The following is a 13565-nucleotide window of genomic DNA, read 5'->3' on the forward strand; positions in this document are numbered from 1 at the left end:
TTTGTAGCGCTTTGTTTTTAAAACCCAATACCCATTGCATTAAATTAGTGGCTAATTATAACAATAAAGAAATGGCTTATTCGTGAGGCAAAAAATCTTAGTGAATTATGCATAAAGAGCGCAAAGAAGCGCGCGCTGAAAGAATAGGTTAAAGGTTATAGTTAAGGGCTGTTATGACTAGGTGTCATGTTGTTTTCACAAGCTCGCTGCTCGTCACTCGAAGCCCGCTCATTTACTTCTCATTCACTTCTCTCAGTTCAAAAAAATTTAGTGAATTATGCACAAAGAGGGTAAAGAGACGCTGCGCTTTTAGAGGTACAAACAAGTAATCAAATAATAAAGGCAAAAAAAATGGTTATAAGCGTTAGCCTATAACCAATAAAGTACACAGGGAGTGTAGGAAGTTCTGTTGTACGCAGTAAATGGTTAGTTACCCAATTACTGTGTGTTATTAAAAGCACTTATTGGCGCTTTTAATCAAATAAAGTGGACTGTAATAAATACTTGTTTTTATAAAAGCAAAGCTAATGCCAGCTTTTAATGTATTGAAATATATGACTATTTATTATTTTTAATTAGAAGCTTTGCATAGTGCAGGTAAATTTTTCTATATTGCAACGGTAAAGGTTACCGACTTTGCAATATAAAAAAATGGCAAGGCTTTTTAAAACTGAGAGGAGTTTTAGTATCGCTGATTTAAAAATCAGCGGCTACTTCAAATTCTAAACGTTGATGAGAAATAGGGTGGGTGAAGGCTAAATACTCGGCATGTAAATGCAAGCGCTCTGCCTCTTCACCATAATGAGTATCGCCAACTATCGGGGTATTTAAACCTAATTGATGAGCGCAATGCACCCGTAACTGATGTGTTCGCCCTGTTTTAGGGTATAGCTGCAGTCGGGTGGTGTTGTTTTTGCGCTCCAGTACATGCCATGTTGTTAACGACGGTTTACCGGTTTTATAACACACCATTTGGCGTGGTTTATCATCAAAGTCGAGCACAAGGGGTAAATCAATCACTCCGCTATTCTCAGTGATATTGCCCGCCACTAAAGCAACGTAACGCTTTTCAATTGTGCGTTCAATAAACTGTTTTTGCAGCGCTTTATGCGCGCGCTTATTAAGCGCAATAATTAACAGCCCTGAGGTCGACATATCTAATCGATGCACAATAAGTGGGCCAGAAGCCGCGGGGAACTGAGTTTTAATACGCATGTACACTGAGTCATCAATATTAATCCCTGGCACCGATAAAAATTCAGCGGGTTTGTTTATTACCAGTAAATCATCGTCTTGATAAACAATAGTTAAGTCTTTCCCTTTTGCTGGATTTGTTAGTAATGGGTTTTCTTCAACATTTAAGCCTTTTAGCATATGACCTAAAATGGGTTGGCATTTGCTATAACACGATGGGTAATAATGTAAGTGATGCCTAATTGCTGATTTAGGTGGTGCACCCCACCAAAATTCGGCCATAGCCACTGGTTTTAAATGGTGCTTGTATGCATATTGTAATAATTTAGGGGCGGCGCAATCCCCCGCTCCCGAAGGTGGAGTGTGCTCAGGAAGTTTGGCAAAAATGGCATTCAGATCGGTCACTTCACCGTGTGCATTTAAAAATTGGTATTGAGCAAATAATTTCTTTTGTAGGTTTTTTGAGAGTGTTTTGCGGCGCTTTTTTAATCCGTTAATTTCACCCAGCATAGCTGCTTGGGTTTGCTCAAGCGCTTTAATTTGCGTTTGCCAGTCTTGCTTTAATGCCTGCAGTTGTTTTTTCTCAACAATACTTTGCCCAGCTAAGGTTGTTTTAAGTTGTTCAAAGTCATCGGCATTGAGTTGCTCTTGGCCAGTTTGGCGTTGCTCTTTTCGCTGTTTGCGGGTCACTTGCATGGCTTGTTGTTTGGCTACAAGTTGCTGTTCATAATTTTTACGTGTTGTGGCTAATTGCTGCTCAATGGCTTGATAATCTTCACTGTTTTCTAATGCCGTAATTTGCGCATTAATGGCGTTAATGATTTGGCTTTGCTGACTAAATACAGCATCGTCTATGTGTTTAAGTGCCACATTAGGTGCAAAATTCAGTTGCTCATCTATGCCCGCTATTTGCCCTGAATAGGCGCTAATAAACCCCAGTTGTTGCGCCTGATTTTGAACGACTAGCACACCAAACATTTTACCCGCATCAATATCATTCGTATCTAAAATAGCCTTATCTAGCTTTTTTAATTGCTGTTGTAATTGTTGTGCAGCGGCAACGGCCAAAGGGTGCGGTTTATAATAAAATGGAAATGTAAACTGCTCAGGCAGAGTAAGGGAATCGACGTTTTCATCAAAAACGGTAAAGCAGTTAGCAGGGTTTGACATGGCAGTAAAATTAGCAGTTAACAAAATAATTGCCGAGAGTTTAACATAAGCTGTGCTATGTCACTAAGGATGCGTGCGCGCCAATTTAGACCTATAAAAAAGGCCAACATTTTTATGTTGGCCTTTTAAAATTAAACAGCGTTTATAAGTGCTTATTTATTTGCGTCTTTAACTTCTTTTAACTTAGCAGCATGGTCAATTTCAAACGCAGGCATCTCTTTTTTGCCTTCCATTAAATAGTTGTCCATCCAGCGCATTAAACGCAAGCTGTAGTCGTATTGCGCTGCCACTTTACGGTTACCATGACCTTCACCTGGGTAGTAAACAAGACGTACATCTTTACCTTGCACTTTCATGTAGCGGTAAAGCTCCATAGATTGTGCAGGGTGAACGCGAGGGTCGTCTTTACCATGCATAATAAGCAAAGGTGTTTCAGATTGGCCTGCCCAGTAAATAGGGCTGCGCTCTAAGTACCACTGCCATTTATCCCATGGGTATGAACGCGCATGAACTAGGTTCATTTCGTTAGAAATATCAGTAGTACCAAATTTAGACAGTTGGTTGGTGACACCCACAAACATAACGCTTGCAGCAAAGTGTTTGGTTAGTTTTGTTGCGCCCCACGCCGATGCATAACCACCGTAAGATCCCCCAGTAATACCAACACGTTTAGTGTCTACTAAACCCATATCAACAAGGTGATTTTTAAAGTCAACTAAATCGTCAAATTCTTTACCTGCATAATCGTTTTGGCCTAATTTTGAGTAATCTACGCCTTTACCTGTAGAGCCTCGGTAGTTAGGATAAAACACCGCATAGCCACGTGCAGCCCCCATTTGACCTGGGCGTGAGTAGTTAGTGACCCAGCCGTCTTTATCATGGCTTTCAGGGCCACCGTGTACCGACATAATAAGTGGGTAGCGTGTGCCTTTTTCATAATTTAATGGGTAAACAAGCACACCATCAAGCTCAACGCCGTCGCGGGCTTTAAGGGTAATGGTTTCTTGCTTGGCAAAGCGTTTATCATTTAACCAGCTATTTGAATCGGTTAAACGTGTTGCTTTATTGCTGCGCACAATAAACACTTCGTTAGGGTGTTTTGCGGTATTACCACGAAGTGCGAGTGTTTTATCTGAATCTGAAACACTTAATTGTGAGGCAATAAATTTACCTTCTTTGACTAATTTTTTGTATTTATTAGAGCCCGTTTTAATGCTCGCTACAAAACTTTGCGTGCCTACATTGGCAATAAAGTTAAGTGTATTACGCTTATGCGACCATTCAAAATCAACAACATGACCCATAAAGTCAGGTAACCATTCAGTGATTTCAGCGGTTTTAGTGTCAGCAATAAATAAGCGGCCTGTTGCAGGGTCATGCTTATCTTCTGCACCTAAAATAGCAATGTATTTACCATCATGCGACAGCTCTGCATCACCTAGCTTGCCTTCAGTTTTAAACGATAAGGTGACTTTATTGCTAGCAATCTCAAACAAATGCCACATAGATTTTGTGTATTTATCATCAATCAATGCGGTAGGTTGAGTTTTAACCAGTAGTTTTTCGCCATTAGCAGCCCAGTTAACATCACTCACGTAATTATCAACGTTGAGTGCGGTGGGGGTAAGTGGCTTATCCGATTTTGCTAAGTCAACAATAAAAAGCTGCTTGTTCTTTAAGCCCATTTCATATACTTCAGCTTTAAAGCCAAGTTTTTTAAGTTCTTTTTCTGACTTGTCTGCTGCAGGCATCGCTAAAATAGCCACCTGTTTGTTGTCTGGGCTTAATTTGTAGCTTGAAATTGATGTGTCTTTTAAAGCAAGAACAGGTTGTGCTTGGCCGCCATCAACAGGTATTTGGTAAAGCGAGGTAAACTTATCGTCTTTTAATTTCGCTAAAAAGTAAATTGTTTTACTGTCGTTTGACCATTCTATGCTTTTAATATTAACCGAGCCGGTAATGAAAGGACGTTCAACGCCTTTATCATCCACAACATAAAGTTCACTGTAATTACTGCCGTTCTCATCAACATATAATGTACGCGGTAACGATCGTGTAAACGCAACGTTGTCGCCATCTGGGCTAACACTGGTTTGGATCACAGATTTAATTTTTGGAATGTCTTCAACAGTGATGGCCGATTGCGCAAATGCAACTGAGCTTGAAAGCCCAATTGCCAGCGCTAAGCTAGTTTTTAGCATTGTTATTTCCTTTGCTTTATAAGATTTATCTCATTATAACAATGTGTAACCAATATACTAAAAAATGCGATTAATCCTCAAAAGAGGACGTTAAGTGAAGTGATTCTTGTGCAATACCGCGCATACATTTATAGACTCTTTTTAGGAGGAAGCGCCACGTTTGCAAAAATAAGTCCTGCCACCAGTGACATAAATATTAAAAACGTTTGCTGCCCAATATGTTCAGCATAAACAAAGTCTTGGCCTTCAATAAGCGAGTTTAAGCCAATATAAGTTTTACTGCCGGGGACCAGTACAATTAAGCCTTGCATAGCAACAATAGAAGCTGGGGCATTTGCAACGCGATTAAATAAGTTACTAAATACACCGACAGAAAATGCGCCAACAAAGGTACCCAGCGTATAATCTAAATACATGGCGGAGCCAATACTGGTGCCATAGGCTATAAATCCTGAAGCAATAGACCAAGCAGCATGTTTAAACTTAGTTCTAAATATCACAATTAAGCTGCTACATAGTAAAAATATAGCTAACCAAGCTGTCCATTTAGGCAGTGGCTCTGGCTGTACAAAATCAGCTTGGCCAAAAATAGCAAAGCCAATAGCAATACCAATAAATGCACCAAAATAAAGTTTAAACAGCAACATAAACGAGTCCATAACGCGTGCTGTGCCAGATACTAAATGCCGCGCTGCGAGCTCAGCTAAACCAAGTGCCAGTGCTAGGCCTGGAATAAACACAATAATGGCCGACAGAACAATTAAACGAATATTAATATGCGCATCTAAATGAACGCTAATGGCACACGCCAGTACCGCTGAAACAATGGCCACTAAGGGTTCTAACATGTGGGCAACGCGCTTGGAACGTGCCGACCACAGCACAAATAAATAAACAACAAAGGTTAATAAACCAGACCACAGCACGTCATTCCAACTGGTACCCATAAGCATTGCAAATGCGCCGCCAGAGGTAGCAAAGGCAATACCTGTAATCACTCTATTGTAAGGGTTTGGGGCATCAAAAATGATATCAAGTTGTTGATCAACTTCTTGCAACGTTAATTCATCATTAAGCATTTTATTAACGAGATCATCGGTATCTGCAAGTGAGCCTAAGTCATGATCGCCAGGGTCTACACGGGCAACATGGGTGTATTCATCTTCGTGACCATCAGTCCAAATAACAAAGGTAACCGATGTTGGCGACATGACAAACGATGATTTGAGACCGAGGTAAGTCGCCACTTCCATTAAATGAGCTTCTAGGCGATATGCCGGTGTACCGTACTTATGAAGCATTTTGCCCAATTTAACGATAAATTTGCGTTTTTCTGTAAACGTTGCGGTTTTCAAATTTGTTTTGAACCAACTATTAAATAACTAAGCTAAAAATATAGGCAATAATGCTAAAATTGCCCAAGTTTATTTGCGGCGATTTTAAACACAAATCGCCGTCTGTCTAGTCATTTCTCACCGTTTTTTTTGTTTTTTTCTGCTATCCATTGCGACATGTATTGTGTGCTGCGCATGGTGTGATGTTTTAGCATTTGACCGGTGAAATTTTTCATTCTATGGGCCGATAAATTTTGGCTTACTAATTGAATTTTTTCGATTAAATTGTCGTTCAACTGCGCTTTATCATAAAGTGTATGAAGTAACTCATTACCAGCTTTTTGTGCAGCTATAAACTCAGCTTGATTGGTATAAATTGAGACAGCAGCGTTTGCAAATTCTTCTGCATTTTGAGTGATAGCACCAGGCCATGGTAAATGGTTATGCATACCTTCGCTACCTATTGGCGTGGTGACGCTTGGGGTTTGCATGATCATGGCCTCTAAAAGTTTGCCTTTTATGCCAGCACCAAAACGAAGCGGGGCTAAACAAATGCGCGCGCTTTGCATTACTTCATAAGCATCATCTGCCCAGCCTTTAATTAAAAAACCGGTTTTAGGGTTGTTGAGTGCGGTGGCTTTAGGTGGCGGGTAAGAGCCATAAATGTGCAGCTCTGCCTGTGGTAGTTGCTTGCGGATAAGCGGCCAAATTTTTTGTAAATACAGTACCGCATCCCAGTTTGGGGCATGCCTGAAGTTGCCAATGGTCATAAAGTGTTGGCGTTGTTCATACGATTTAGTTTGCTCAGGTAAGGCGCTTAAATCAACCATAAATGGTAAATGATGTAACACACTAGGCTCAACTTTAAACACTTCATTGAGTAGTTGCATCTCATAGCTTGAGATAATTAAGCTGAGGTCGCAGCGCAAAATAGCGGCTATTTCGCGTTTTGCTATGTCTGATAGTAAATCGCTATGGTTGAATTCACGCTCACCTTTATGGGCTTCATGGCGGGCATTGCGCAGGCATTGTAAATCTTCGGTGTCTAAAATTTTCATTGCATTTGGGCAATGCTTATCTACGCGCCAGCCAAATTGTTCTTCCATCATAAAACGGTCGAACATTACTATGTCTGGGTTGTAGGCTTTAACGTAATCATCAAAACTATCGCAGTTAAGGGCAATGCTTTGACTGCTTATGCCGTACTCATCTAAATTTACCATGTGTTCGGTGCGCTGTGCTGGGGTAGCAAATTCTACTTGCCAATCTTGCGCTTTAAACGCGGTTAATAACGACATCATGTGCGTACCCGCAGCAGACGAATTGGGCTCTGGCCATACGTAGCCAATTACCAGCACTTTTTTCATTACGGTGTTTCTCTAATTTGTAGGTTTACATTTACCAGTGTTTTTACTGGCGTAGTGTTGTTTTGTAGTTGCTCTTGCAGCACTAAAATACTGCGCTTAGCTAGTTCTTGGGTGTTTATATTGGCGCAAGTAAAGGTGTAACCTAAGCCTGTATGCACAGGCACATGCTGGCAGCTAACTATGCTATTTAACAAATGCGGAGCCGCTGCTAATACGCCATGGGCAACTATATCGTTTGCGCAAAAAACAGCACTTATATACGGCTGATTTACTAAAGCCTCATTAAAAAGCTGTTTTGCTTGTAATACTGAACTTTCAGCATTTGTTATTACATCGTACTCAGTAACTTTTTTTGCTCGCATGCGCTTATAAAACCTGCAGCCTGCGCTTTTGACGTTTGGCTGTTATCACCTATAAAAATAAGTGTGTTAAGCGTATTAGTTAAAAGCGCTGACGTGACTAAATGGCCCACTTTGCTGTAGTCGGGTAATACACAGGGCGCTGCACTGTAAGGTACTTCATGCATAAGTGTTATAACATTGTAATGGCTCGCTAGTTTATCGAGCCATTGGGCGCAGGTGTTTGCCACTGGGCATACTATAAAAGCGGCTACGTTATATTCTTTTAGATTGTTTATTGTATGAGTTTGGCGCTCAACAGAGTTATTACTACTCACAATAACGGTTTGAAAATGCGCGCTATTTAATTGCAGCTCTAAGTGGGCAGCCAGTTCGGCCATTAACGGGTTTGTTAAATCATCAATTACAACAGCCACTAAGTTTGAACGCCCAGAGCGCATAGCCGCTGCATCACGATTATACACATAACCCAGCTCGTCAATAGCTTGTAGCACTTTTTGTTTGCTTTTGTCAGCAACCTTTTTACTTTGCGTTAGTACCAGCGATACGGTCGATTTAGACACTCCCGCAAGGTGGGCAACATCAAAAATAGTGACCGATTTAGCTTTGTTAGGCATGGTATTTATGCGCGAAGTAGTAAACAAATAGCTGCGTAGTGTAGCGTATTTAATCTATTTAAGTCATCTTTTAACTCTGCAATTTAAAGCTTAATACTTTATGAACAGGTCAAAACGTGATTATATACCTTTTATAATCTTAAAAATAACATAAGGATAAAAACATGAACGCATTTAGGCTCTTAATTGCCTTTATTTGTTGTGTTGTAATAATGCCAAACAGCTATGCTGAGCAAGGTTATCAAACACCATCGCCTGAGCTTGCTGCTGTGGTCGATGCAAAATTAGCACCTACAAGTTTTTTATCGAGCGATGGCCAATGGCTTGCTTTATTTGAGCGTAAACGCGTGGAAACGCTCGATGAGCTTGCCAAAGATGAGCTCAAGCTTGCCGGCATAAAGCTTAACCCTGCTAATTTTTCACGTTCGCGTGTGAGTGCTAAATACAGCGCAATTGAGCTTAAACATGTGCAAAGCGGCACCGTTATTAATATTAATAATTTACCAAGTGGTATTATTCGCTCGCCTAAATGGTCATCTAACAGTAAATATTTAGCGTTTGTTGTAGAGCAACAAAGCCAAGCAAATTTATGGCTATACAGTGTAGAAACTAAACAAGCCAAAATGCTCTCAAGCGCAGCGCTGAATTCTGTTATTACCGCTATGCCTTACCAATGGCTACCCGATGGAAGTGCTCTGATTGCCAATTTAGCGGTTAACATAGGTAAACCCGCGCTTAAAAACAGCAGTCAAAATGTTGTGCCAGTTATACAGCAAAGCACTGGCGAAAAAGCGCCAGCGCGTACTTATCAAAACTTATTAACCAGTCCGTTTGATGAAGCACAATTTAAATTCTACGGCCAAGGGCAATTAGCTTATGTAACGCTTGATGGTAATACACAAGCCATTGGTAGCCCTGCTTTGTTTAAATCGTTTTCGGTATCGCCAGACTCAACCAATATTTTAGTTGCTGCGATAAACGAGCCGTTTTCGTATCAAGTACCGTACAGCCGTTTTGCCAGCACTTGGCAAATATGGGGAATGCGCGGTTACGCATTAGCCGAGCTTGCAAAACAACCCCTTGCCGATAATATTCCACAAGGCTACGACAGTGTTCGCACCGGCCGACGCAACTTTGAATGGCGCGCCGACCAAGGCGCAGAAGTTATTTGGGCCGAGGCGCAAGATGGCGGCGACATGAAAACTGACGTTGAGCACCATGACTATATTTACAGCCTACGTGCGCCGTTTAAACGCGAGCCTAAGCTGTTTGCAAAAGTAGAGCGCCGTTTTGCAGGTATTGAGTGGGCTAACCAAAATATTGCCATACTGAGCGATTGGCGCTTTAGCGACCGTCAAGTTCGCACGTACGTTATTCAACCACGTAATGCCGATAAAAACCGCGTGCTGTTTTCAGAGCGCAGTTATAACGATGCGTATAAAGATCCAGGTAACTTTATTTACGAGCGCAACGATTTAGGTGCTAACGTTATTAAAATTGTTGGCGGGCGTTATATGTATTTGCGCGGTAACGGCGCATCAGAGCAAGGTAATATTCCGTTTTTAGACCAGTACGATGTAAAAACGAATAGCAGCAAGCGTTTATGGCAATCACAAGCGCCATACTACGAACGTGTTCGTGCTTTGCTTGACGATGAAGGCGAGCGCTTTATAACGGTTCGTGAGTCTAAAACTGAGCAACCTAACTTTTTTATTCGTGATTTAGATAACGATACGCTTACTCAATTAACTAATTTTGCTCACCCATACCCTGCATTTAAAGGGGTGACAAAAGAGCAATTACGTTATAAACGTGATGACGGCGTAGAGCTTTCGGGCACACTTTATTTACCGCCAGACTACGATGCAACTCAAGGCCCGTTACCGGTACTTATGTGGGCCTACCCGCTCGAGTACAAAGATAAAGCCGTAGCATCACAAGTGCGCGAATCGCCATACGAATTTACTTACATAGGCTATTGGGGCCCTATGCCTTACCTTGCTAAAGGTTTTGCCGTGTTTGACGACCCTAAAATGCCGATTGTAGGTATTGATGGCAGCGAACCAAACGATAACTTTAGAACACAACTTGTAGCAAGCGCGCAAGCAGCGGTTGATGTATTAGTTAAAAAAGGCATTGCCGATAAAAACAACATAGCCATAGCTGGGCACTCATACGGTGCATTTATGGTGGCAAATTTGTTGGCACATAGTGATTTATTTAAAACTGGTATTGCTCGCAGTGGCGCGTACAACCGTACCTTAACGCCGTTTGGTTTTCAGGGTGAAGAGCGTGATTTTTGGCAAGCACAAAATGTGTACGCTAATATGTCGCCGTTTTTTCATGCTGAAAAAATTAACGAGCCAATGCTGATGATCCACGGCAAAGAAGATCCTAATTCAGGCACTTTTCCAATGCAAAGTGAGCGCATGTACGCAGCGCTTAAAGGCTTAGGTAAAGATGCTCGTTTAGTAATGCTGCCTTACGAAGCCCACGGCTATCGCGCACGTAAAAGTTTATTACACGTACTTTGGGAACAAGAGCAGTGGCTTGATAAGTACTTGTTAAGTGATAACGAAGTAGACACTGAAACAACAGTAAATTAATTTGCTAAGAGTTTCGAGCTCAGGGCTTCGAGGTTTGACGGCGCGAAATACTGCGCTGCTAACTCGGGCTAAGCTCGGTGCTCTTAGCCCGACACTCGATGCTGTTATTTCTAATTTACCGATAGCTATTTTTCCTTTACCCTTTCATTCAAAATTAACACTACTTTTTTAACCTATTGCGAGCTTTAAATGATTGATGTAGCAGCGCTTGCGGTTTTTATTCCTACCTTCTTTTTTGTATCTATCACCCCCGGTATGTGTATGACTCTTGCCATGACACTCGGCATGAGCATAGGTGTACGCCGAACACTCTGGATGATGATAGGTGAGTTATTAGGGGTCGCAAGTGTTGCCGTTGCTGCGGTACTCGGTGTCGCAGGTGTAATGCTCAATTACCCAGAGGCCTTTGCTATTTTAAAATGGGTAGGTGGTGGGTATTTAATTTATATAGGCATAAATATGTGGCGCGCCAAAGGTAAAATGTCAATTAATACACATGGCCCAAGCGATATAAGCCGACAGTCGCTTTTTACGCAAGGCTTTGTAACGGCCATTGCAAACCCTAAAGGCTGGGCGTTTATGATCTCACTATTACCGCCCTTTATTAGTGTACAGCATGCAGTAGCCCCACAACTTTTAGTGCTTGTTTTAGTTATTATGGTAAGCGAATTTTTATGTATGCTCGCCTATGCAACAGGCGGTAAAAGCCTACGTTTATTTTTAAGCCGAGGCGATAACATAAAATGGATGAACCGAATTGCAGGCAGCTTAATGGTGCTAGTAGGCATATGGCTGGCATTAGAAGGCTAGTTTATTATTTATACTAAATCTAAGCCTGTTTGTGCTATTTAGTAAAAAAATTTAAATTTTTTAAAAAATGAGATAAAAGTATGAATGCTGGCTGAATGCCTTGCCAGCGTTACATTTGTAATAAAATGAAAGGTAAATAAATAAAAAGTTCTTAATTTGTAGAGTTGCATTTTTTCATAAATTTGGTAATTCTAATTAAATGTTCAAGGAAGTATGAATTTAGTCAATAGCTTAGCTTTGTGCTTTCTTGTGTTTTTATAAGTACAGGGAAATAACCTAATGAAAAAAGCTATCTTATCTGCCATTATCTTCGCCCCCCTTTTCGCCGGTTGTGTATCAACAACTGATACAGGTACATCTGCTAATCTAGACAGAAATGCAGTCGTTGCAGAGTTAACAGCTCGTATGGACACTTTAGGCTATTTTCACCCTGTTGAAGTGCAACCAGGCATAGATGAATTTTTAAATATGTCCGCCATTATTTTAGAGCGTCAACGCAAGGTTATGGCCGAGTATCGTACTCAAACTGATAACTATAGAGATGTACAAGCATTTTTATACGCGCATCAGAACTCTACACCTGAACAATTACAAGCTGCCATTGTTGAATTTGATGCAGGGGCTAAAAATAAAGATGAAGAAATTGGTCATAAAATTGCGGCTTATAATATAGCTAACGAAAGTATTTACCAACAAAACGTTGAGCTTGCGACAGACTTAACAGTTGAAATAGCTAAGTCTGCTTATATTTTGAGCCAGCACAGTACTGCAGTTGCTAAGGTTACAGCGATGCGAATGGGAGGTGATTTAGTTAGCTCTTGGTTATCAAGCGATGAAGAAAACGCTGAAAAAGAAGAGGATCCAAAAGATATAGGTAATGCTCTAGTGAAAGCAAAAGAGCAGCTTGAATTAGCACTTGAAGCAAACGAAATTATTGAGCTTGAACAAGCAACTATTACAGCTATAAATGAACTTCAGCTTGAGCAAGAAGCGAAAGGCTAATGAAATTATGCTCTTTTGCTTTTTTATTGGTATTTGCTTTTAATTGCTCTGCTGATACTTGGCCTGACTGGGTAACTAGTTCAAATAAAGATGATGAATATATCACTGCAGTTGGTATAGATAAGAGCCGCTCAGCTGCAAAGCAAGCGGCTATAGCCGACATTACTACTCAGTTAAGCATTGATGTAAATACACGGCAATTACAAACGCTAAAAAAGCAAAATAATCGAGTAAATAACTATTTTGAACAAACTACGAGCCTAACAAGTTTACCGGTTACATTAACGGGGCTTGAAGAGCTTAATTCAGTTAATCAAAATAATCTATTTGCTTTAAAGGTGGGCATAAAAAAAGCGACTTTAATTGCTAATCTTCAGTCTGATTTAGAAGCGTTACATCAAATAGTTGCCCCTCAAAAAAATGTAGAGCAGCGATTCATATGGGCTCTTAAAATGACTGGAGAGCTTAATCTTGCTTCAAAAAAATTAGCTTTGTTAGAGCATCTTTCTGGTTCTAAACCATTTATAAAATCAACATTAAATAAATTATTACAAGCGCATTCCTTTGCGCTAGATGCGGTAGCTTGCGATGTGATTGGTGCTAATAATATTAGCCAAATAAAGTCAGCATTAAGCGATGCCTTACCCCACAGCGGGTCAACACGCTTATGGGTTCGGCCACAATTACAATGGCAGTTTGCTCAAACCAATGAGAAGTACCTTGCAAAAGCAAACTTAACTATTGCTCTTACTCGCAGTGTCAGCCCATTTAAAGTGCTGTTACAGCACGATATATCCGCTCAAGAAAGCGCCAGCACTCGAGAAATTGCAAAACAAAGCGTAATAAACAACTTAGTAAAACAAATTAAAGCGCCAGCAAGTCAGTGGCTGTTTAATAATTAGGAA

Annotated in this window: 10 protein-coding genes; 4 read left to right on the forward strand and 6 right to left on the reverse strand. The window is 40.7% G+C overall.

Features of this window, described 5'->3' with window-relative positions; all coding sequences use genetic code 11:
• Window positions 1-696: 696 nt before the first annotated feature.
• The 6 genes from MTN96_RS19270 to MTN96_RS19295 all read right to left on the reverse strand — a co-directional run bounded on the left by MTN96_RS19270 (window position 697) and on the right by MTN96_RS19295 (window position 8242).
• Window positions 697-2364, reverse strand: coding sequence for a pseudouridine synthase (locus tag MTN96_RS19270; protein WP_248532557.1), 1668 nt, complete (start codon window positions 2362-2364; stop codon window positions 697-699).
• A 152-nt stretch (window positions 2365-2516) separates the two neighbouring features.
• Entirely contained in the window at window positions 2517-4565 is a 2049-nt protein-coding gene (locus MTN96_RS19275) for a S9 family peptidase (protein WP_248532540.1), read from the reverse strand.
• A 128-nt stretch (window positions 4566-4693) separates the two neighbouring features.
• Complete coding sequence (locus tag MTN96_RS19280) at window positions 4694-5920, reverse strand: threonine/serine exporter ThrE family protein (RefSeq protein ID WP_028834183.1); 1227 nt, start codon at window positions 5918-5920, stop codon at window positions 4694-4696.
• Window positions 5921-6030: 110 nt separating this feature from the next.
• Entirely contained in the window at window positions 6031-7266 is a 1236-nt protein-coding gene (locus MTN96_RS19285) for a glycosyltransferase (RefSeq protein WP_248532541.1), read from the reverse strand.
• Window positions 7266-7628: a hypothetical protein gene (locus tag MTN96_RS19290; RefSeq protein WP_248532542.1), complete on the reverse strand. Its 363-nt coding sequence runs from the start codon at window positions 7626-7628 to the stop codon at window positions 7266-7268. Before MTN96_RS19290 ends, MTN96_RS19285 begins: the two co-directional genes overlap by 1 nt.
• Window positions 7595-8242: a LacI family DNA-binding transcriptional regulator gene (locus MTN96_RS19295; RefSeq protein WP_248532543.1), complete on the reverse strand. Its 648-nt coding sequence runs from the start codon at window positions 8240-8242 to the stop codon at window positions 7595-7597. Before MTN96_RS19295 ends, MTN96_RS19290 begins: the two co-directional genes overlap by 34 nt.
• Before the next feature lie 164 nt (window positions 8243-8406).
• Between MTN96_RS19295 and MTN96_RS19300 the strand changes: the two genes are divergently transcribed.
• The 4 genes from MTN96_RS19300 (at window position 8407) to MTN96_RS19315 (ending at window position 13562) form a co-directional block, all read left to right on the forward strand.
• A complete protein-coding gene (locus tag MTN96_RS19300) occupies window positions 8407-10848 on the forward strand; it encodes a prolyl oligopeptidase family serine peptidase (RefSeq protein WP_248532544.1) in 2442 nt (813 codons plus the stop codon).
• Between the two features lie 189 nt (window positions 10849-11037).
• A complete protein-coding gene (locus tag MTN96_RS19305; protein WP_069439159.1) occupies window positions 11038-11658 on the forward strand; it encodes a LysE family translocator in 621 nt (206 codons plus the stop codon).
• A 279-nt stretch (window positions 11659-11937) separates the two neighbouring features.
• A complete protein-coding gene (locus MTN96_RS19310; RefSeq protein WP_069439134.1) occupies window positions 11938-12660 on the forward strand; it encodes a hypothetical protein in 723 nt (240 codons plus the stop codon).
• Window positions 12660-13562 (forward strand): LPP20 family lipoprotein, encoded by a 903-nt coding sequence (locus MTN96_RS19315; RefSeq protein ID WP_248532545.1) that lies wholly within the window; start codon window positions 12660-12662, stop codon window positions 13560-13562. The genes MTN96_RS19310 and MTN96_RS19315 overlap by 1 nt, the downstream gene beginning before the upstream one ends.
• The last annotated feature ends 3 nt before the right edge of the window (window positions 13563-13565 follow it).

This window comes from Pseudoalteromonas sp. 2CM28B, assembly GCF_023161935.1.